This is a genomic window from Falsiroseomonas oleicola, assembly GCF_019029495.1.
GTDB classification, from domain to species: domain Bacteria; phylum Pseudomonadota; class Alphaproteobacteria; order Acetobacterales; family Acetobacteraceae; genus Falsiroseomonas; species Falsiroseomonas oleicola.
Map to the genome: position 1 here is coordinate 266,064 of NZ_JAERQM010000006.1, position 19,478 is coordinate 285,541.

The window sequence follows — 19,478 nt, forward strand, 5'->3', positions numbered from 1 at the left end:
TTCCGTTGATATGTCCGGACAAGTTTCGTGGCAAATCCGATGGCCGACGCCTCCCTCAACGAGCATCTGACCACGCTGCTGCACCGCCCGATCACCCAGGCGGATCGCGCGCGCGCCGCGCTGCATCTGCTGGACTGGATCGGCTGCGCCGTGGCCGGCGCGGCCAGCGAGGTGGGCGGCGTGTTCCAGGCCCATGCCGCGCGCCAGCCGGGCGGCGCGGCGCGCATCATCTTCGGCGGCCAGGCCAATGCCCGCGACGCCGCCTTCGCCAATGGCGCCTTCGGCAATGTGCTGGAGATGGACGATGTGCATCGGGAGGCGATCCTGCATCCCGGCCCCGTCATCATGCCCGCCGCGCTGGCGCTGGCCGTGGAATGCGGCGCCGATGGCCTCGCGCTGCTGGATGCGATCCTGCGCGGCTATGAGGCGGAAATCCGCATCGGCCGGGCCATGGGCCCCGCGCATTACCGCCACTTCCATCCCACCGCGAGTTGCGGCCCCTTCGGCGCGGCGGCGGCCGCGGCCTCCCTGCTCGGGCTGGATGACAAGGCGACCGTCTGGGCGCTGGGCAATGCCGGCACGCAGGCCGGCGGCGTCTGGCAATGCCGGGCGGAGCCGGTGATGACCAAGCAGTTGCACACGGCGCGCGCGGCGGTGATGGGGCTGGAAGCGGCGCAGCTGGCGGCGCTGGGCCTCACCGGCCCGCGGCTGATCCTGGAAGGCCCCTTCGGCGTCTTCGCCGGTCTCGCCCCGGATGCGCGGCCGGAACGTGTGCTGGCCGAGCCAGAGGCGCCCTGGATGGTGCACGCCACCAGCTTCAAGCCCTGGCCCGCCTGCCGCCACTGCCATGCCAGCATCGATGCCGCCCTGGCGCTGCGCGGCCCGGAGATCGACGCCATCGCGGCGGTGGAGGTGGCGAGCTATGGCGACGCCATCGCCTTCTGCGACAACCCGTCTCCCACCAGCGTCATCCAGTCCAAATTTTCGCTGCAGCATGCCGTCGCGGTGGCGCTGCGCGACGGGCCGCCGCCGCTTGAGGCTTTTGCGCCAGCGGGGTTCACCGATCCGGGCCTCGCCGCGCTGCGCCAACGCGTGACGATCCGCCGCGACCCGGAAATCAGCGCCGCCTATCCGATGCGCTACGGCGCAGCCGTGACGCTGACGCTGAAGGATGGCACGCGCCACCGCGCCGAGGTGCCGGATGCGCTGGGTGATCCGGAGAACCCGCTGCCGCAGCCGCGCATCCTCGGCAAGGCGCGGATGCTGATGGCCAGCGCCAAAGTCGCGCCGGATCGGATCGAGGCGATCATCGCCGCGACACTCGCCTTGGCCGAAGGCGCCGCCCCTGCCGCGCTCGACGCGCTTCTCCCCTGATCCCGAAGGAACCACCCCGCATGCCGGTCTTCGACTACGTCACGGCCATGGACCACCCGGCATTGCTGCGGGACTACCCGATCGGGCCGGACTTTCCGCACGCGCTGCAAGGCCTTTCCCGAGATGCGCTGCGCGCGCGGCAGGATCGGGACTTCCGCAAGCTGCTGGATTTTGCCTGGAAGGTGCCGTTCTACCAGCGGCTATGGGGCGCCAAGGGGATCGAGCCGGGGGACATCCGGGGTCTCGACGACCTGCCGAAGCTGCCGGCCTATGACAAGTCGGATCTGATGGCCTCCGTCGCCGCCTATCCGCCGCTCGGCGATTTTCATGGGCGGGATGCGCATCCGCCGGAACGCCGGCCGCAGATCATCTTCCACACCACCAGCGGCACCACCGGCACGCCGCAGCCGCTGCTGTTCGGCGCGAAATCGCGCGAGGTGCAGAACCGCCTTCTGGCGCGGATGTACCTGATGGCCGGCATGACGCGGGAGGATGTGGTCCACTCCGTCTACGGCCACGGCATGATCAATGGCGGCCATTATGTGCGTGAGGCCGTGCATCACTGGGTCGGCGCGCAATTCCTCTCGGCCGGCACGGGGGTGGAGACGCGCTCGGCGCAGCAGGTCTTCATCATGAAGCAGTTCGGCGCCACCGCCATCGTGGGCTTCGCCGACTACATAAGGCGCCTGTCCGACGTGGCGCGCGACGAAGGGCTGGTGCCGGGCCGCGACATCCCGATCCGCCTGATCTGCGCGCATCTCGGCAGCGAGACCCAGGCGAGCGTCTCCGCCGCCTGGGGTGGTGCCGCGGTCTATGACTGGTATGGCGTGGGCGATACCGGGATCATTGCCGGCGAGGGGCCGGACCGCAGCGGCATGCACATCATGGAGGATGCGCATGCGCTGGAGATCGCCGATCCCGATACGGGCCTGCCGGTGCCGGAAGGCACGCTGGGCGACATGGTCTGCACCTGCCTGTTCAAGGACGACATCTTCCCCATCATCCGCTTCAACACCCATGACGTGACGGAGGAAGTTCTCGGGCCGAACCCCCTCGGCATTCCCTTCCGGCGGATGAAGGGCTTTCTGGGTCGCTCCGACAATATGGTGAAGCTGCGCGGCATCAACCTGTTCCCCACCGGCATCGGCGCGCTGCTGGTGGACCAGGCCGGCGAGGCGACGGGCGAATTCATCTGCCGCGTCAGTCGCAGCGAGGGCCGCGATGCGATGACCGCGCATCTGGAGGTGCGCGGCGCCAGCGATGACGCGATGCGTGAAAGGCTGGAAGGCATTCTGCGCCAGCGCCTCGGCGTCGAGATCGGCGTCGCGCTCTGCGCGCCTGGCAGCCTGGCCGCGCTGACCCAGGTGGAAAGCCGCCAGAAGCCGATCCGCCTGATCGACGACCGCAAATGAGCGATATTTCCGTCTTCCTCGACCGCATCGCGCAGCAGGATGGGGCCATCGGTGCCTTCTGGCAGGTGGATGCGGCCGGCGCCCTGGCCACGGCCGTCGCCGGGCCACTGGCCGGGCTGGCGCTTGGGGTGAAGGACAATGTCGATGTGGCGGGGCTGCGCACCACCGCCGGCATCGCCGCCTTCCGCGATCGCGTCGCCAGCTCCGATGCGCCCTGCGTCGCGGCACTGCGGCAGGCGGGCGCGGTCATTCTCGGCAAGCTGGCGATGCATGAGGGTGCGCTGGGCGCCACCACCGACACGCCGGGCTTCGGCCGCTGCATGAATCCGCTGCGGGAGGGTTTCACGCCGGGCGGCTCCTCCGGCGGGTCCGGGGCCGCCGTGGCGGCGGGCTTTGTCGATCTCGCCATCGGCACGGATACCATGGGCTCGGTCCGCATTCCGGCCGCCTATTGCGGCGTGGTCGGGCTGAAGCCGACGCGGGGCCTGCTGGGTCGCAGCGGCGTGGTGCCGCTGTCCCCGGCGCTGGACACGGTCGGCATGCTGGCCACGACGCCGCGCTTGGCCGCCAGGGGACTGGAGGCGATGGTGGCGGAGGATCTGGGCGATCCCGCCTGGCGCCCTGCCCCCGCCGGCTGGCACGCCGTGCCCCGGACCCCGCCGGACCTCTCCAGGCTGCGCATCGGCCTGCCGGAGCCCGTGCTGGCGGCGGAGATGGAGCCGGAACTGCGCGCCGCCTGGGCCGCCGCGGCGGCGCATCTGCGCGCGGAGGGCGCGATGGTGGAGCCGGTGGCCATGCCCGCCTGGCACCCCACCCAGGCCCGCCGCGCCGGGCTGCTGCTGGTGGAGGCGGAGGCGGCGGCGCTGCATGAGGCGCTGATCGACAATCCGGAGGCCGCGACCCCCGGCTTCCGCGCCGCCCTCGCCTATGGCCGGGATGCCGGCACGCTGCGGCTGATGCGGGCGTTGTTCCGGCTGGAGGAGGTGACCGCCGCGGCGCTGCGGGCGCTCGACCGCTGCGATGCGCTTCTGATGCCAACGGCGCCGCAGCGTGCCTTCGCCCATGGCACGCCGGCGCCGGTGGATCAGGCGGATTTCACCGCGCTGGCGAACTTCGCCGGCCTGCCCTCCATCGCCCTGCCCTGGCCGGCAACGGATGGCGGTCTGCCGGCCTCCGTCCAGCTCGTCGGGCGCCCGCATGCGGAGGCGCTGCTGGTGGGCATAGCGGAGATGCTCAGCCCGCCGTGAAGCGCGGCGGCCGCTTGGCGAGGAAGGCGGCGCTGCCCTCGGCGAAATCGGCGCCGCGGAACTGGTCCTCGAACAGCGCGTCGAGCTCCGGCGCATCGGGTGGCGCGCCGGCCTCGATGGCATCCGCCATCCGCTTCACGGCACGCAAGGCGGGGCGGGAGGTGGCGGCGAGGCCGGCCAGGATCTGCGCCGCCCCCGCCTCGAAGTCATCAGGCGGCAGCAGCCGCTCCACCAGGCCGATGCGCAGCGCTTCCGCCGCCTCCACCATCCGCGCGGTGAACAACATCTCCTTCGCCCGTCCGACACCCACGGTGCGGATCAGGCGCTGCGTGTCGGATTGGCTGTAGATGAGGCCGAGCTTCACCGGAGTGACCGCGAAACGGGCATCTTCCGCGGCGATGCGGATATCGCAGGCCAGCGCCATCGCCACGCCGCCACCGATGCAGGCGCCACGAATCACGGCGACGACCGGCTTCGGGCATTCGGCCAGCGAGTCCACCGCCGCGCGGATCGCGGCATTGCTGGCGGATGCGGCTTCCGGCGTCGCATAGCCCGTGGCGAATTCGGCGATGTCGGCGCCGCCGCAGAAATGCGCGCCCTGGCCGGTCAGCGCCAGCACGGCAATGGCGGGATCGGCCACGGCCTGCGCCACCAGCCCGGGCAGCGCCTGCCACATCGCGCGGCCCATGGCGTTGCGACGGACGGGATTGTCGATCAGCAGGGTGGCGATGCCAGCCTGGCGGAGCAGTCGGAGGGTCATGGACGAAGACTAATCCAGGCGCAGAAAATTGTCCGTACAAATTCCTTGTCGACTGGCACGCCCCATGCTTGGCTTCGCCTCACAGGGGCTTCATCACAAGGAGTGGGCAGATGCGGCGACGCGATATGATGCGGGTGGCAGGTGGCGCGGTGCTGGCCGGCGCGACGATGCGGGACGTGGGCGCGCAGGCGCAGGTGCGCTGGGACGTCTCGCTGCCCTGGGGCCCGACCGAATTCCACACGGTGAATGCCCAGAACTTCGCCGCCGAGGTGAAGAAGGCCACCAACGACGCCGTGCAGATGACGGTGCATCCCGGCGGCGCGCTGGGCGTGCGCGCCAATGAGACGGTGCGCGGCGTGGGTGATGGCGTCGTCCCCATGGCGGAATCCGCCGGCTTCCAGAATGTCGGCGACCTGCCGCTGCTGGGCATCGAGAGCCTGCCCTTCCTGATCGCGAATTACGACGAGCTTCAGATCATGCACAGCCTGGTCCGCGCGACCTGGGAGCGGGAGCTGGAGCGGCGTGGCGTCGGCGTGCTCTACATGGTGCCCTGGCCGACGCAGAACTTCTACTTCAAGAAGCCGATCGTCACCGCGGCCGATCTGCGCGGCGTGCGCATGCGCACCTATGACCGCGTGACGGCGGAGATGTGCACGCGGCTCGGCATGGTGCCGCAGCAGCTCAACAACCCCGATGTGGTGCCGGCGCTCGCCTCCGGCCGCGTCGATGCGGTGATGACCTCCGGCACCACGGCCGCGGCGCAGCGCTACTGGGAATTCCTCAAGCACACCTACGTCACCAACCATCTCTGGGCGACCAACCTGATGCTGGTGAACCTGGAAAGCTGGCGGCGCCTGCCGGCTGCCACCCGCACCACCATCCAGGACATCGCCAAGCGGATGGAGCCGGAGTTCTGGAACGTCTCCAAGGCGGAGCACGCGACCCGCATGGCGGAGCTGCAGCGCAACGGCATGACGGTGGAGGACCCCTCCCCGGCCCTGGTGCAGGCGATGCGGACCGCGACCGCGACGATGGCCGATGACTTCGCCCGCGCCAATCCGGCGGCGGGCCCGATCATCCAGGAATTCCGCCGGCGCGTCGGGCGGGCGTGACGCTGTCAGCCAGGCGGCGCGGTGGTGAGTTCCTCGACACGGCGCATCACCGCCGCGCCCGCCTTGGCCCAGCATTGATGGCCGTGGATCAGGATGGCGATGCCCAGCGCCTCCATGATCTGGCCGGGCGTGAGGCCGGCGCGCAGACCGGCCTCCGCATGCGCGACGGCGCCTTCCACATGTCCGGCGGCGACATCGAGCACGATGAAGACCAGCTCCTTGCTCGCCAAGGGCAGATGCCCCTCGGGCGGCAGGCGATAGGCAGCCTCCCGGGCCATCAGATAGGCCGCGAAAGCCTCCGGCGCATGGCGGCGCAGCAGCGCGACACTCTCCGGCACGGCGCCGAGGGTGGATTCGAAATGTTCGGCCTCATCGGCCATGACGGGACCCTTCCAATGCCTCATCCCCCCAGGCTAACGCGACGCTGTCCCGCAAGGCGAGGCTTCGCCGGATGAGCATGCTGCTGCGTGGCGTGGATGCGCTTTGCACCGCCGGGGCCTGGCTGGCCGCGATCTCCGCGGCGTTGCTCGCCACCATCCTGATCGTCGAAGTCCTGGCCACCAGCTTCTTCAACTGGTCGCAGCCCTGGGCGGTGGAGTATGCGATCTACCTGCAATGCTTCGTGCTGTTCTGCGGCGCCGGCTGGACCCTGCGGCAGGGCGGGCATATTCGCGTCGCGGTGCTGATGCAGACCCTGCCGCCGGCGGCCGCCAGGCTGCTGGACATGGCGGGCTGCGTCTTCGCCATCGGCGTCATCGGCTTCGCCACGCAGACACTGTGGCAGCAATTGCTGCGCAGTTTCGATTTCGGCAGCACCTCCTACTACCCCATGGCCACCCCCGTCTGGATGCCGCAATTGCTGCTGACCCTGGGCTTCACGCTGCTGCTGCTGGGTCTCGTCGCGCGCCTGCTGCGGCTTCTGCGGCGAGAGGCGCCGGACCTCGGCGATGCGCTGGCGAGCGGAGGCGTGGAATGACCGCGCCGCTCCTTCTCGTTGTCGGCATGCTGCTGGTGACCCTCGCCGGCGGCGTCTGGGTCGGTGTCGCGCTGATGTCGATCGGCATCGTCGCGCTGGAGGTCTTCCGCGACATGCGGGTGGACCGTTTCCTGGCCGGCGACATCTGGTCCAGCGCCACGGCGGTGGAACTCGTCACCCTGCCACTGTTCATCCTGATGGGCGAGATCCTGTTCCACACGCGGCTGTCCGAGAACCTTTTCAAGGGCCTGTCGCCCTGGACGCGGTTGCTGCCGGGGCGGCTGGTGCATGTGAATGTGCTGGGCTGCACGCTGTTCGCCGCCGTCTCCGGCAGCAGCGCCGCAACAACGGCGACGGTCGGGCGGATCACGCTTCAGGAGTTGCTTGGGCGTGGCTATGACCGAAGGCTCGCGGTCGGGTCGCTCGCCGGGGCGGGCACGCTGGGCTTCCTGATTCCGCCTTCGATCCCGATGATCGTCTATGGCGTCGTCGCCGATGCCTCGATCCTGGAACTGTTCATGGCGGGGTTGGTGCCGGGCCTGGGCCTTGCGGTGATGTTCATGGGCTACATCGCCTTCCGCGCCTGGATGGACCCGACGCTGGTTCCGCCGCAGGAGCCGGCGATTCCGACGAAGGACGCGCTGCTGGCGCTGCTGCAACTGATCCCCATCGCCTTCCTGATCTGCTTCATCATGGGCAGCCTGTATTTCGGCTTCGCCAGCATCACGGAAGCCGCCGCCATCGGCGTGCTCGGCGCGCTGCTGGTCGCGGTGGGCCAGCGCACGCTGACGCTGCGCGGGATGTGGGGCGCGCTGCTGGGCACGGTGAAGACCTGTTCGATGATCGGGCTGATCATCGTCGGCGCGCTGTTCCTGTCGAAGGCCATGGCGAGGCTCGGCCTGCCGGCGGATGTGGCGAATGCCATCCAGTCCTGGGGGCTGCACCCCTATATGCTGATCTTCGTGCTGCTGCTGTTCTACCTGGCGCTGGGCTGCATCCTGGACGGGCTTTCGGCCATCGTCATGACCCTGCCGGTGACGCTGCCGCTGGCCGTGGCGGCGGGGTTCGACCCGATCTGGTTCGGCGTCTTCCTCATCATCACCATCGAGATGGCGCAGATCACGCCCCCCGTGGGGTTCAACCTCTTCGTCATCCAGGGCCTGACCAAGGAGAACATCTTCCGCATCGCCGGCTATGCCTGGCCCTTCTGCGCCATCATGATGGTCTTCACGGCGCTGATCACCCTGTTCCCGCAGATCGTCACGGCGCTGCCCACCTCCCTCCGAGGATGACCTTGGGCGATTGGATTCGCCGCCACGGCCTGAAGCTGATCGCCGTGGGCGCGCTCGCGGGCGTCGCCTTGCCGGAGGTGGCGGAGGCGACGCGGCCTTCGCTGGTGCTGATGTCCATCGCGCTGATGCTCTGCGGGCTGCTGCGGATCGAGCCGGCGGCCTTCGGCCAGGTGCTGCGGCGGCCAACGCTCGCGCTGCTGATCCTGGCCTGGGTCACCCTCGGCGTGCCGCTGCTCGTCTGGCTTGTGCTGGGGGCGGTGCTGTCGCCGGACTCCGCCTTTCTCTCGGCGGCGGTGCTGATGTCCGCCGCGCCATCGGTCATGTCCGCCGCCACCTTCGCCTTGCTGCTCGGCGCCGATGCCGCGCTGCTGACGGTGGTCGCCATCCCCTCCAACGCGCTGGCCCCACTCTGGCTGCCGCTGGTCGCGGGGCTGATGGGGGTGGGGGCGCAGGTCGATCCCGGCGCCATGGCGATCCGGCTCGGCATCATGGTGGGCGGCAGTTTCGCGGGCGCCTGGCTGGTGGCCTCGGTCGTCGGACGGCCGGCGCTGCGGCAGGCGGCGCCAACCATCGACGCCTGGCTGGTGGTGCTCATCACCATCTCCGCCTTCCCCTGCATGGCCGGGGTGGGCGAGGCGCTGGCCGCGCGCCCGTTGCAGTTCCTGGGCATGATCGGCTTCGCGCTGGTGCTGAACCTGGTGCTCCAGGCCATCGGCTGGCTGGTGTTCCGCGCCGCCCCCATCGAGGGTGCGCTTTCCGCCGCCCTGGTCAGCGGATCGCGCAACATGGTGCTGCTGCTGGCGGCGCTGGGCACGCCGGGCGACAGCGACCTCGGCCTGATCGTGGCCGCCGCGCAACTCACACTCTTCATCATGCCGATGCTGGTCGCGCCGGCCTATCGGGCTCTCGCGCGCCGCCGCAGGATGCGCTAATAATTTGTCCGGACAAATTTGGGAGAACCAGCATGGTGCAGACGCATGCCGAGGTGGCGCCGAACCGCTTCCGCGAAAGCTTCGGCCGCTATTTCGAGGATTTCGTGCCCGGCCACATCTATGAGCACCGCCCGAACCGCACGGTGACGGAAACCGAGAACACCTGGTTCACCCTGCTGACCATGAACCAGCACCCGATGCATTTCGACGCGGAATACGCCAAGCATTCCGAATTCGGCCGCTGCATCATCTGCTCCCCCTTCACCGTCGCGCTGCTGGTGGGGATGAGCGTCAGCGATGTCTCCCAAAAAGCCATCGCCAATCTCGGCTGGAAGGAGATCAAGCTGACCTTCCCGCTGTTTGCCGGCGACACGCTGTCGGGCGAGAGCGAGGTGCTGGACAAGCGCGAGTCCAAATCCCGCCCGAATGCCGGCATCGTCAATGTCCGCACCCGCGGTTTCAACCAGGATGGCAAGCTGGTCTGCGAATTCGACCGCACCATGCTGATCGCCCGGCGCGGCTTCGACGTGGAGAAGAAGGCGAATTACTGATCGCGCCGCTACCGGACGGCGGAGAAGGCGGTTGGCGTCAGGATCAGGTTGCTGATGCTCTCCACGATCGGGCCATCCGCCTCGCTCTCCGCGCGTTTCGCGATCCATTCGGGGTCGGCCTGGAAGGCGGCCCACTTGGCCTCGCGCTCGGCGAGCGACTCCCAGGCGACCAGGTAGTACAGGTCCTGGTTGGAGGGCCCCACGGCCACGGTCCAGAACCCCGCCTGCCGGATGCCGTGGCGCGCCCAGAGATCGAGCGTCACCGTCTCGAAGCGCTTGAGCAGCGCCGGCAGGCGGCCGGTGATGCAGTGGTAGATGCGCAATTCATGGATCATGCTGGGTCCTCCCTGCCCGGAAGCCTGCCCTGCGGCGTGTCACCGATCAATCCGCCTGGACAACACAGGACGACCGCCTAGGCTTGGCCGCTTCCAACCCGCCGGAGACGCCTGCCCGTGGATCGTTTCTTCGAGTTCACCGCGCGCGGCACGACGCCGCGCACCGAGGTCCTGGCCGGCGTCGCGACCTATCTGACCATGGTCTATATCGTCGTGGTCAATCCCTCGATCCTGGCCGCCGCCGGCATCGACCACGGCGCCGCCTTCGTCGCCACCTGCCTGGCCGCGGCCATTGGCAGCCTGCTGATGGGGTTGCTGGCGAATTTCCCCATTGCGCTGGCGCCGGGCATGGGGATCAACGCCTATTTCGCCTTCGTCGTCGTCGGCGCCATGGGCATCCCCTGGCAGGTGGCACTGGGGGCGGTCTTCGTCTCCGGCTTCCTGTTCTTCCTGATCTCCGTGCTGCGCATCCGCGAATGGCTCATCAACGGCATCCCGATGTCGCTGAAGCTCGGCATTGCCGGCGGCATCGGCTTCCTGCTGGCCCTGATCGGGCTACAGGGCATGGGCATCGTGGTGGCAAGCCCCGCCACCATGGTCGGGCTGGGCCGGCTGACGGCGCCGGGCACGCTGATCGCCTGCGCCGGCTTCCTGCTGATCGCGGGGCTGGCGGCGCGGGCGGTGCCGGGGGCGATCGTGCTGGGCATCCTCGCCACCGCCGCCATCGGGCTGCCCTTCGGGCTGACGGAGTTCAAGGGCGTGGTGGCGCTGCCACCCTCCCTGGCGCCGACCTTCCTGCAGATGGACATCCCCGGCGCCCTCAGCCTCGGGCTGGTGGCGATCGTCTTCACCTTCTTCCTACTGGATCTGCTGGACAATACCGGCACGCTGATCGCCACGGCCCATCGCGCCGGGCTGATGAACGCGGATGGCACGGTGCCGCGGCTGGGGCGGGTGCTGGTGGCGGATAGCGGCGGGGCGATGATCGGCGCGGCGCTCGGCACCTCCACCACCGTCAGCTATATCGAGAGCGCGGCGGGCATCCAGGCGGGCGGGCGCACCGGGCTGACAGCGGTGGTGGTGGCGGGGCTGTTCCTGCTGACCCTGTTCCTGGCGCCGCTGGCCACCTCCATCCCGGCCTTCGCCACGGCGCCGGCGCTGGTCTTCGTCGCCTGCCTGATGGCCAAGGGCCTGCAGGACCTGGCCTGGGAGGATACGACCGAATACCTGCCGGCGATCCTGACGGCGCTGGCCATGCCCTTCACCTTCTCCATCGCCACGGGGATCGGCCTGGGCTTCCTCAGCTATGCGCTGGTCAAGACGATGGCGGGCCGGGCCGGGGAGGTCCATGGCGCGGTCTGGCTGCTGGCCGCGCTGTCGGCGGTGAAGTTCGCCCTCGCCTGAACGTCAGGCGATATCCACGTCTCAGACGATGTTGACCACGTCGTTCAGATCGCTCAGCAGATCGGCCTTGGAGACGCCCTGGAGCGTGATGCTGTCGCCATTGGCGAAGCTGATGACCGCATTGCCGCCGACCTCCCCGACATAGGGCGCCAGGTCCGACGGGTTGGCGATGCTGGTGCCGTTGATGCCGGCCTTGATCTCCAGCACGTCATTGCCGAGGTTGAAGTCGGTGATGACATCATCTCCGAAATTATTCTCAAAATAGAAGGTGTCGGACTGGCTGGAACCGCCGCTGCCATCGCCGGTCAGCAGGTCGTTGCCCGCCCCGCCGCTGAGATGGTCCGAACCCTGGCCGCCGATCAGCGTGTCATTGCCAGCTTCACCAAAAAGCCAATCGCTTGAATTTCCACCGTCGATCAGGTCGTTGCCGCTGCCACCATAGATGGTGTCCTGCGCCGCCTGACCAAAAACCTGGTCATTGCCGGATCCGGCATAGACCAGGTCCTTGCCGGAGCCCGCATAGATCGTGTCGTTCCCGTCACCACTCTTGATGGTGTCGTTGCCGTCTTTCGCGATGATGAAATCATCTCGCTGACCTTTGTGGATCGTGTCGATCAGATCATCATGATCCGTGCCGTGGATCGAGGCGTAGCCGGTCATGGCGTGGTCCCTGCCTGCGCACTGGGACCGGAGCGCGATCCCCATTCACTAGAAATCTCTTATTAATGAGAATAGTCGTTGTCAAATCCTTCGTGAACGTCCGGAGGCTGAATTGAGCTTATTTTCAGGATATGTTTATTTTTTAGGCATTTCCGACCGGACTCGCCGCGCCCTGACCGCCTCGGCCCGACCGGCGCCACCCAGGATCATCACCCGCGCGCTTTGGTGCTTCCCCCCGGCGCCAAGGCCCGCCAAGTTGCCGCCCGATGCATCTGCCCTCCGCCCTGACCCCGCTCCGCCATCCGGCCTTCCGGCTGCTCTGGCTCGCCAATCTCTGCAGCAACACCGGCATGTGGATGCAGAACACGGGCGCGGGCTGGCTGATGACCTCCCTCGCCCCCTCGCCGCTCATGGTCAGCATGGTGCAGGTGGCCAGCCTGCTGCCGGTGTTCCTGCTGGCGCTGCCGGCCGGGGCGCTGGCGGATATCGTGGACCGGCGGCGGTTCCTCATCGTCGCCCAGGCCTGGATCGCCGCGGCGGGCACCCTGCTTGCCATCCTGACCTGGACCGGCAGCCTCGGCCCCTGGGGGCTGCTGGCGCTGACCTTCGCCATCGGCATCGGCACCGCCATGAATTCCCCCGCCTGGCAGGCGACGACGCCGGAGACGGTGCCGCGCCACGACCTGACCGGCGCCATCGTGCTGAACGGCATCGGCTTCAACCTGGCGCGGACCATCGGCCCGGCGCTGGGCGGCTTCACCGTGGCGGCGGCGGGGGCGGAGGCGACCTTCGCGCTGAACGCACTGTCCTTCGCCGCCGTCATCGTCGCTCTGGTGTTCTGGAAGCGGGAGGCACCGCGCGCCACCCTGCCGAAGGAGCACTTCCTGTCGGCCATCCGCGCCGGCCTCGGCTATACCCGCGCCAGCCCGGTGCTGCGCGCGATCATGCTGCGCGGTTTCGTCTTCTTCCTGTTCGCCGCGGCGCTCTGGGGCCTGCTGCCGCTGCTGGTGCGCCAGCAGCTCGGCCTCGGCCCGCAATGGTTCGGCATCATGCTGGCGGCGATGGGCGTGGGCGCGGTGGCGGCGGGGTTCCTGCTGCCTTCCCTGCGCAGCCGGCTGGATCGTGGCGCCACGGTGACGGTGGCCATGGTGGTGACCGGCGGGGCGCTGATCCTGCTCGGCCAGGCGCAGCATTGGGCGGTCGCCATGCTGGCCATGCTTCTCTACGGCGTCGGCTGGCTGGCCGGCGCCTCCACCCTCCAGGCCTCGGCGCAGCTTTCGGTGCCGGCCTGGGTGCGGGCGCGGGCGCTGGGCATCTACCAGCTCAGCACCTTCGGCGGGCTGACGCTCGGCGCCGGCTTCGGCGGCTGGGGTGGGGAGGCGCTGGGGATCGGCACGGCGCTGGGCCTGTCCGGCCTGTGCTGCGCTGCGGGTGGCATTCTGGTGCGGCGCTACGCCATCGAGGCCCCGCCCAGCGAGCCCACCGCCGAAAACGCCCCCGCCCCCGCCGTGCCGAAGCCGGAGCCGGTTTCGCAATCCCTCGCCGCCCTGCTGGCGGGCGACAGCGGCCGGGTGATGGAGGTCGTGCGCTACCGAATCGACCCCGCCAATCGCGCCGCCTTCCTGGCCGCCATGGCGCAATGCCGCCAGGTGCGGCTGCGCAGCGGGGCGCAGGGCTGGCGGCTGTATGAGGACGTCGCCCATCCCGAGCACTGGGTGGAATTCTGGTTGATGGAGAGCTGGACGGAGCATCTGCGGGAGGAAGGCCGGCTGACCGAATGGGACATGAAGGTCCTCGCCGGCGCCGCCGCGCTGCATCGCGGATCGACGCCGCCCCGGGCATCGCGCTACCTGAATGTCATGCCTGGATTGCCAGGATAGAGGATGCAACGCGATGGCCCGTTGCTACGTTACTGTGCGACGCAACAGCCACGGAGACAGCAGATGGCCAAGTCTGGCACGAAGAGCCGCAACGACCTCCAGGACAATGCCAAGGCCACCTCGATCGAGGTCCTCCAGGCCTGCCTGACCGACAGCATCGACCTCTACAACACCACCCGCCAGGCCCATTGGAACGTGAAGGGCCCGAACTTCCACGGCCTGCACACGATGTTCGAGACCTTCTACACCACGCTCGAGACCGATATCGACGAACTGGCGGAGCGCCTGGTGCAGCTCGGCGGCACCGCGATCGGCGCCAGCCAGGATGTCGCCGCCAAGACCCGCCTGGCCGCCTATCCGGCCGATCTGAAGCTCGGCAAGGACCATGTCGCCGCCCTGACCGACCGCTACGCGGCGCTGGCCAAGACGATGCGGGAGGGTATCGACGAGACCGACGAGGCCGGCGATGCCGACACCGCGGATATCCTGACCGGCGTGTCGAAGAACCTCGACAAGGCGCTGTGGATGCTGGAGGCCAGCGGCGAGGGCTGAGCCGCCAGGCCACCCCTTCGCACCCCGCACCACCAGGCTGACTTGGTTGTGCGGGGCGCATCCGGCCGCTATCTTGGGCCGGAACTTGAGAACACAGCATGAACGACCTGTTCAAGCCCGGCCGGGCCGCCAAGCCCGCCCCGAAGCCGGCCGCGCCCACCGCGATCACGCCGGACAACGACTATTCCGCCAAGGACATCGAGGTCCTGGAGGGGCTGGAGCCCGTGCGGCGCCGGCCGGGCATGTATATCGGCGGCACCGATGAGAATGCGCTGCACCACCTGGCCTCCGAAATCCTCGACAATGCGATGGACGAGGCCGTGGCCGGCCATGCCGACCGAATCGACGTCACGCTGGAGCCGGACAACTGGCTGACCGTCCGTGACAATGGGCGCGGCATCCCGGTGGACCCGCACCCGAAATTCCCCAAGCTCTCGGCGCTGGAGGTGATCCTCACCACCCTGCATTCGGGCGGCAAGTTCTCCGGCAAGGCCTATGAGACCTCCGGCGGCCTGCACGGCGTCGGCTCCTCCGTCGTCAATGCCCTGTCGGAGCGGATGGAGGTGGAGGTGGCGCGGGACCGCATCCTGCATGCCCATGCCTTCGAACGCGGCAAGCCGGTGCAGAAGCTGAAGACCGTTGGCCCGGTGCAGAACCGGCGCGGCACCCAGGTGCGCTTCCGGCCCGACCCCGAGATCTTCGGCAAGCAGGTCTTCAGCGCCGCGCGCCTGCACCGGCTGTGCCGTTCCAAGGCCTATCTGTTCCGCGGCGTCGAAATCCGCTGGTCCTGCGGCCCGGCGCTGGTCGCGGGCATGGACACGCCGGCCCAGGCGGTGCTGCATTTCCCCGGCGGCCTGTCCGATTTCCTCGCCGCCGCCATCGAGGGCCGCAGCCAGGTGGTGCACAGCCCCTGGGCCGGCGATGCGACCTTCCCGAACGGCGCGGGCCGCGTGGAATGGGCGGTGACCTGGCTGGAGCAGAGCGACGGCTTCCTCTCCACCTACGCCAACACCATCCCGACGCCGCAGGGCGGCACGCATGAGGCCGGGCTGCGCGCCGCCCTGGTGAAGGGGCTGCGTGCCTATGGCGAGTTGAAGAAGGAACGCCGCGCGGCGAGTGTGACGGCGGAGGACCTGCTCGGCGGTCTCGCCGGCATGCTCTCCGTCTTCGTGCGCGACCCGCAATTCCAGGGCCAGACCAAGGACCGGCTGACCAGCCAGGATGCGGCAAGACTGGTGGAAGCGGCGCTGCGCGACCATTTCGACCATTGGCTGGCCGGCGATCCGGGCCGCGCCGACAACCTTCTCGCCTGGTGCATCGAGCGCGCCGAGGATCGCATCCGCCGGCGGGAGCAGAAGGAAACCCCACGCAAATCCGCCACCCGCAAGCTGCGCCTGCCCGGCAAGCTGGCCGATTGCGCGCGCGAAGGCGTGGATGGGACGGAGCTGTTCCTGGTGGAGGGCGATTCGGCCGGCGGCTCCGCCAAGCAGGCGCGGGACCGGGAGACCCAGGCGGTGCTGCCATTGCGCGGCAAGATCCTGAACGTCGCCAGCGCCAGCGCCGACAAGCTGCGGCAGAACCAGGAACTGCGCGACCTGATCGAGGCGCTGGGCTGCGGCGCCGGCGACCGCTTCGACATCGGCAAGCTGCGCTATGGCCGCATCGTCATCATGACGGACGCCGATGTCGATGGCGCCCATATCGCCGCGCTGCTGATGACGTTCTTCTACCGCGAGCTGCCGGAGCTGGTGCGCCAGGGCAGGCTGTTCCTGGCCCAGCCGCCGCTGTTCCGCCTGCAGGCCCAGGGCAAGACCATCTATGCCCGCGACGATGCGGACCGGGAGCGGCTGCTGAAGAAGGAATTCAAGGCCAACCAGAAGGTCGATGTCAGCCGCTTCAAGGGTCTCGGCGAAATGCCGCCCGCATCCTTGAAGGAAACGACGATGGACCCGAAGCGCCGCACCCTGCTGCGCGTGGTGCTGGAGGCTGCCGACCGGAAGTTCACCGAGGACCGGATCGAGGAGCTGATGGGCCGCCGCCCCGAGCTGCGCTTCCGTTTCATCCAGGAGAATGCGGCCAGGCTGGATGAGGAGTCGGTGGACGCCTGAGGCGCCCACCGATGTCGTTCAGCCGCGCGCGGCTTGGGCGATGCCCACCACGAAGGGCAGCGGGTCCGCCGGCCGCACCTGACGCTGCGGTGTAGTCACCTGGACCTTGAGGAAGCGCCCCGATGCGGCGCCCAGGCATATCAGGGTCTGTACCGGCTGCCGGCCATAGGTGCCGCGCAGATCCACGCATTGCAGCGGCGCCTGGCCCGGTACGGGAAGCGTGCTGCGCGCACCTTCCGTGATGTCCTGGCTGGTGCGCCGATCCGCCAGCGCCAACGCGTCCTGCACCGCCCGCGCGATTTCCTGCTGGATGATCGCGGAGGTGATGTCCTGCGGCACCATCGGCTCGCCACGGTCATAGAGGCTGACCGTGGCAACGGCGCTGCGTCCGGGGCCGGCGTAATCCACCGCCACTCCGAGTCCAGGCCGGTCACGCTCATGCCAGATGGTCTCGCCGCGGCCGAAGGCCGCGACCTCCTCGGGCAGCCTTGCGGCCGCCTGCTCCAGACTGGGCCGGGCTGAACCCCGGTCCCCACGTGTCGCCGTGCCGGCCCCACCGCCGGCGCAGGCCGCGAGGCCAAGCGCCAGGACCAGGCCGGCCAGCGGCAGCGTGCGCCGCATCAGCCGTGGGTCCCCGGGTTCCGTCGCGTCAGGTGGCGAGTGAGGTCCACCATCAGCGTGGCCACCACGGCCAGCACCGCGACATGCATCACGGTCGCCATCACCCAGAGCCCGATCGGGAAGACCCCTGGCACCGCCATCCAGCCCATCGGCAGGAACAGATAGCCGTAGGCCTGCGGCACCGTCTCCGCGATCTGGTTCGTACCCTCGTAGATCATCGTGACGGCGACGTAGAGGATGACGGCCAGGCCGATCCAGGCGATCCAGCGATGCTTGTCGAGCAGGCGCGCGATGAAGGTCGCCGCGACGCCCATCAGCACCACCGAGAAGGCCAGGCCGATGATCAGGATATAGGGATGGTCCTTCGCCGCGCCGGCGACGGCCAGCACATTGTCGAGGCTCATGGAGATGTCGGCGACCAGGATCTGGATGATCGCCTGCTTCAGCGTCTTGCGCGGCGGACCGCCGGCCTCGCCTTCCAGCGCATCGACGCCCGCTTCCTGGTGCCCGCCGCTGCGCAGCTCGCGGTACATCTTCCAGCAGACCCAGAGCAGCAGCACGCCGCCGGCCAGGACGATGCCGACGATGGACAGCAACTGCACGGTGATGGATGCGAAGGCGATGCGCATGACCGTGGCGGCGATGATGCCCCAGAAGATCGCCTTGCGCCGCTGGTCAGCCGGCAGGCCGGCCGCGGCCATGCCGACAACGATCGCATTGTCCCCGGCCAGAACAATATCGATGAAAAGCACCTGACCGAGAGCGACAAGCTCTGGTCCATATGAAGAAAAATCCATGTTTTCAACATCCATCCCGCTGCCGGCCTAATGCCATGCGGAGCGGGAGACTTGTCAACTGGCTGTCCGCCGCGCCAAGACACGCGCGCACAATTGCTCACGGAATCCGGCCCATGGTCCCCCGCTACAGCCGACCTGAAATGGTATCCATCTGGTCGCCGGAGACCCGCTTCCGCATCTGGTTCGAGATCGAGGCCCTGGCGGCCGAGGCGATGGCGGAACTCGGCACCATCCCGGCGGAGGCGGCGCAGGCCATCCGCCGCGGCGGCGCCGCCAAGACCGCCGACATCACCGCCGCGGATCTGGAGCGCATCGACGCCATCGAGCGTGAGACGCGGCACGATGTGATCGCCTTCCTGACCTGGCTGGGCGAGGGAATCGGCCCGGAGGCGCGCTTCATGCACCAGGGCATGACCAGCAGCGATGTGCTGGACACCTGCCTCTCCGTACAGATGACCCGCGCCGCCGACCTGCTGATCGCGGATATCGATGCGCTGCTGGAGGCGCTGCGGGCGCGGGCGGAGGAACACCGCCACACCCCCACCATCGGCCGGTCGCATGGCATCCATGCGGAGCCCACCACCTTCGGCCTGAAGCTGCTGGGCCACTACGCCGAATTCCAGCGCAACCGTGCCCGTCTGGTCGCAGCGCGGGCGGAGGTCGCGACCTGCGCCATCAGCGGCCCGGTCGGCACCTTCGCGAGTGTCGATCCCCGGGTGGAAGCGCATGTCGCGGCAAAGCTCGGCCTGGCGGTCGAGCCGGTTTCCACCCAGGTGATCCCGCGCGACCGGCATGCCGCCTTCTTCTGCACCCTGGCCGTGATCGCCAGCGGGGTGGAGCGGCTGGCGACGGAAGTGCGGCACCTGCAGCGCAGCGAGGTGCGGGAGGCGGAGGAGTTCTTCCACGCCGGCCAGAAGGGCAGCAGCGCCATGCCGCACAAACGCAACCCGGTGCTGTCCGAGAACCTGACCGGACTCGCCCGGCTGGTGCGCGGCTACGCCATGCCGGCGCTGGAAAACGTGGCGCTGTGGCATGAGCGGGACATCAGCCATTCCAGCGTTGAACGGGTGATCGGCCCGGACGCCACCATCACCCTCGACTTCGCGCTGATGCGCCTGACGGGGATGATGGCCAAGCTCACCATCTACCCGCGCCGCATGGCGGAGAATCTCGCCAGCCTCGGTGGCGTGGTGCACTCGCAGAAAGTGCTGCTGGCGCTGACCCAGGCCGGGCTGAGCCGGGAGGGTGCCTATGCCGCCGTGCAGCGGGCCGCCATGGCGACCTGGCAGGCGCTGGGCCAGCCGGGGGCACAGGATTTCCGCACCAATCTGCTGGCGGACCCGGAAGTGGCCGGCTGCATGAGCCCGGCGGCGCTGGAGACCGCGATGGATCCGGCGCGGGACTTCGTGCATGTCGATGCCACCTTCAGGCGGGTCCTGGGCACGCCCTGATCGCGTGACCGTCA

Annotated in this window: 18 protein-coding genes and 1 pseudogene; 13 read left to right on the top strand and 6 right to left on the bottom strand. The window is 68.9% G+C overall.

Annotated features, from left to right (window positions below):
- Positions 1-39 precede the first annotated feature (39 nt).
- From JJQ90_RS20100 to JJQ90_RS20110, 3 genes are read left to right on the top strand one after another with little or no spacing between them, the layout of a single operon-like run.
- Positions 40-1,374 carry an MmgE/PrpD family protein gene (locus JJQ90_RS20100; RefSeq protein ID WP_216878043.1) on the top strand — a complete coding sequence of 445 codons (1,335 nt, stop codon included), beginning with the start codon at positions 40-42 and terminating at the stop codon, positions 1,372-1,374.
- Positions 1,375-1,394: 20 nt separating this feature from the next.
- On the top strand, positions 1,395-2,786 hold the full coding sequence (locus tag JJQ90_RS20105) for a phenylacetate--CoA ligase family protein (protein WP_216878044.1): 1,392 nt from the start codon (positions 1,395-1,397) through the stop codon (positions 2,784-2,786).
- Positions 2,783-4,033 (top strand): amidase, encoded by a 1,251-nt coding sequence (locus JJQ90_RS20110; RefSeq protein WP_216878045.1) that lies wholly within the window; start codon positions 2,783-2,785, stop codon positions 4,031-4,033. The genes JJQ90_RS20105 and JJQ90_RS20110 overlap by 4 nt, the downstream gene beginning before the upstream one ends.
- Here JJQ90_RS20110 and JJQ90_RS20115 read toward each other — a convergent pair.
- Positions 4,020-4,793 (bottom strand): enoyl-CoA hydratase/isomerase family protein, encoded by a 774-nt coding sequence (locus JJQ90_RS20115; protein WP_216878046.1) that lies wholly within the window; start codon positions 4,791-4,793, stop codon positions 4,020-4,022. The genes JJQ90_RS20110 and JJQ90_RS20115 overlap by 14 nt on opposite strands.
- 110 nt (positions 4,794-4,903) lie before the next feature.
- On the opposite strand from JJQ90_RS20115, the gene JJQ90_RS20120 reads away from it, so the two are divergent.
- Complete coding sequence (locus JJQ90_RS20120; protein ID WP_216878047.1) at positions 4,904-5,905, top strand: TRAP transporter substrate-binding protein; 1,002 nt, start codon at positions 4,904-4,906, stop codon at positions 5,903-5,905.
- Positions 5,906-5,910: 5 nt separating this feature from the next.
- Here the strand turns inward: JJQ90_RS20120 and JJQ90_RS20125 are convergent, their stop codons facing one another.
- Entirely contained in the window at positions 5,911-6,285 is a 375-nt protein-coding gene (locus tag JJQ90_RS20125) for a carboxymuconolactone decarboxylase family protein (RefSeq protein ID WP_216878048.1), read from the bottom strand.
- 71 nt (positions 6,286-6,356) lie between these two features.
- On the opposite strand from JJQ90_RS20125, the gene JJQ90_RS20130 reads away from it, so the two are divergent.
- From JJQ90_RS20130 to JJQ90_RS20145, 4 genes are read left to right on the top strand one after another with little or no spacing between them, the layout of a single operon-like run.
- Positions 6,357-6,881, top strand: a complete 525-nt coding sequence (locus tag JJQ90_RS20130; RefSeq protein ID WP_216878049.1) for a TRAP transporter small permease subunit — start codon at positions 6,357-6,359, stop codon at positions 6,879-6,881.
- Complete coding sequence (locus tag JJQ90_RS20135; RefSeq protein WP_216878050.1) at positions 6,878-8,173, top strand: TRAP transporter large permease; 1,296 nt, start codon at positions 6,878-6,880, stop codon at positions 8,171-8,173. Before JJQ90_RS20130 ends, JJQ90_RS20135 begins: the two co-directional genes overlap by 4 nt.
- 2 nt (positions 8,174-8,175) lie before the next feature.
- The gene (locus JJQ90_RS20140) at positions 8,176-9,105 is read left to right on the top strand and encodes a hypothetical protein (RefSeq protein WP_216878051.1); all 930 of its coding nucleotides are present in this window, start codon (positions 8,176-8,178) and stop codon (positions 9,103-9,105) included.
- A 32-nt stretch (positions 9,106-9,137) separates the two neighbouring features.
- Positions 9,138-9,656, top strand: a complete 519-nt coding sequence (locus tag JJQ90_RS20145) for a MaoC family dehydratase (protein ID WP_216878052.1) — start codon at positions 9,138-9,140, stop codon at positions 9,654-9,656.
- Positions 9,657-9,664: 8 nt separating this feature from the next.
- Here the strand turns inward: JJQ90_RS20145 and JJQ90_RS20150 are convergent, their stop codons facing one another.
- A complete protein-coding gene (locus JJQ90_RS20150) occupies positions 9,665-9,991 on the bottom strand; it encodes an NIPSNAP family protein (protein ID WP_216878053.1) in 327 nt (108 codons plus the stop codon).
- A 117-nt stretch (positions 9,992-10,108) separates the two neighbouring features.
- On the opposite strand from JJQ90_RS20150, the gene JJQ90_RS20155 reads away from it, so the two are divergent.
- Positions 10,109-11,395 carry an NCS2 family permease gene (locus JJQ90_RS20155; protein WP_216878054.1) on the top strand — a complete coding sequence of 429 codons (1,287 nt, stop codon included), beginning with the start codon at positions 10,109-10,111 and terminating at the stop codon, positions 11,393-11,395.
- A 21-nt stretch (positions 11,396-11,416) separates the two neighbouring features.
- Here JJQ90_RS20155 and JJQ90_RS20160 read toward each other — a convergent pair whose 3' ends face one another.
- Entirely contained in the window at positions 11,417-12,055 is a 639-nt protein-coding gene (locus tag JJQ90_RS20160; RefSeq protein WP_216878055.1) for a calcium-binding protein, read from the bottom strand.
- 266 nt (positions 12,056-12,321) lie between these two features.
- On the opposite strand from JJQ90_RS20160, the gene JJQ90_RS20165 reads away from it, so the two are divergent.
- The 3 genes from JJQ90_RS20165 (at position 12,322) to parE (ending at position 16,595) form a co-directional block, all read left to right on the top strand.
- A complete protein-coding gene (locus tag JJQ90_RS20165) occupies positions 12,322-13,935 on the top strand; it encodes an MFS transporter (RefSeq protein WP_216878056.1) in 1,614 nt (537 codons plus the stop codon).
- A gap of 63 nt (positions 13,936-13,998) precedes the next feature.
- Complete coding sequence (gene dps / locus JJQ90_RS20170) at positions 13,999-14,487, top strand: DNA starvation/stationary phase protection protein Dps (RefSeq protein WP_216878057.1); 489 nt, start codon at positions 13,999-14,001, stop codon at positions 14,485-14,487.
- A 98-nt stretch (positions 14,488-14,585) separates the two neighbouring features.
- Positions 14,586-16,595: a DNA topoisomerase IV subunit B gene (gene parE, locus JJQ90_RS20175; RefSeq protein WP_216878058.1), complete on the top strand. Its 2,010-nt coding sequence runs from the start codon at positions 14,586-14,588 to the stop codon at positions 16,593-16,595.
- Positions 16,596-16,613: 18 nt separating this feature from the next.
- Here the strand turns inward: parE and JJQ90_RS20180 are convergent, their stop codons facing one another.
- On the bottom strand, positions 16,614-17,216 hold the full coding sequence (locus JJQ90_RS20180; protein ID WP_216878059.1) for a hypothetical protein: 603 nt from the start codon (positions 17,214-17,216) through the stop codon (positions 16,614-16,616).
- Between the two features lie 176 nt (positions 17,217-17,392).
- A pseudogene (locus JJQ90_RS20185) lies at positions 17,393-18,013 on the bottom strand (TerC family protein); the annotation flags it as partial.
- A gap of 113 nt (positions 18,014-18,126) precedes the next feature.
- On the opposite strand from JJQ90_RS20185, the gene purB reads away from it, so the two are divergent.
- The gene (purB, locus tag JJQ90_RS20190) at positions 18,127-19,464 is read left to right on the top strand and encodes an adenylosuccinate lyase (protein ID WP_216878061.1); all 1,338 of its coding nucleotides are present in this window, start codon (positions 18,127-18,129) and stop codon (positions 19,462-19,464) included.
- Positions 19,465-19,478: the final 14 nt, after the last annotated feature.

Excerpts from the sequence above, each read along its gene's own strand:
- JJQ90_RS20100 (WP_216878043.1), top strand. The coding sequence starts at position 40 with ATGGCCGACGCCTCCCTCAACGAGCATCTGACCACGCTGCTGCACCGC.
- JJQ90_RS20105 (WP_216878044.1), top strand. The coding sequence starts at position 1,395 with ATGCCGGTCTTCGACTACGTCACGGCCATGGACCACCCGGCATTGCTG.
- JJQ90_RS20110 (WP_216878045.1), top strand. The coding sequence starts at position 2,783 with ATGAGCGATATTTCCGTCTTCCTCGACCGCATCGCGCAGCAGGATGGG.
- JJQ90_RS20115 (WP_216878046.1), bottom strand. The coding sequence starts at position 4,793 with ATGACCCTCCGACTGCTCCGCCAGGCTGGCATCGCCACCCTGCTGATC.
- JJQ90_RS20120 (WP_216878047.1), top strand. The coding sequence starts at position 4,904 with ATGCGGCGACGCGATATGATGCGGGTGGCAGGTGGCGCGGTGCTGGCC.
- JJQ90_RS20125 (WP_216878048.1), bottom strand. The coding sequence starts at position 6,285 with ATGGCCGATGAGGCCGAACATTTCGAATCCACCCTCGGCGCCGTGCCG.
- JJQ90_RS20130 (WP_216878049.1), top strand. The coding sequence starts at position 6,357 with ATGAGCATGCTGCTGCGTGGCGTGGATGCGCTTTGCACCGCCGGGGCC.
- JJQ90_RS20135 (WP_216878050.1), top strand. The coding sequence starts at position 6,878 with ATGACCGCGCCGCTCCTTCTCGTTGTCGGCATGCTGCTGGTGACCCTC.
- JJQ90_RS20145 (WP_216878052.1), top strand. The coding sequence starts at position 9,138 with ATGGTGCAGACGCATGCCGAGGTGGCGCCGAACCGCTTCCGCGAAAGC.
- JJQ90_RS20150 (WP_216878053.1), bottom strand. The coding sequence starts at position 9,991 with ATGATCCATGAATTGCGCATCTACCACTGCATCACCGGCCGCCTGCCG.
- JJQ90_RS20160 (WP_216878055.1), bottom strand. The coding sequence starts at position 12,055 with ATGACCGGCTACGCCTCGATCCACGGCACGGATCATGATGATCTGATC.
- JJQ90_RS20165 (WP_216878056.1), top strand. The coding sequence starts at position 12,322 with ATGCATCTGCCCTCCGCCCTGACCCCGCTCCGCCATCCGGCCTTCCGG.
- dps (WP_216878057.1), top strand. The coding sequence starts at position 13,999 with ATGGCCAAGTCTGGCACGAAGAGCCGCAACGACCTCCAGGACAATGCC.
- parE (WP_216878058.1), top strand. The coding sequence starts at position 14,586 with ATGAACGACCTGTTCAAGCCCGGCCGGGCCGCCAAGCCCGCCCCGAAG.
- JJQ90_RS20180 (WP_216878059.1), bottom strand. The coding sequence starts at position 17,216 with ATGCGGCGCACGCTGCCGCTGGCCGGCCTGGTCCTGGCGCTTGGCCTC.
- purB (WP_216878061.1), top strand. The coding sequence starts at position 18,127 with ATGGTCCCCCGCTACAGCCGACCTGAAATGGTATCCATCTGGTCGCCG.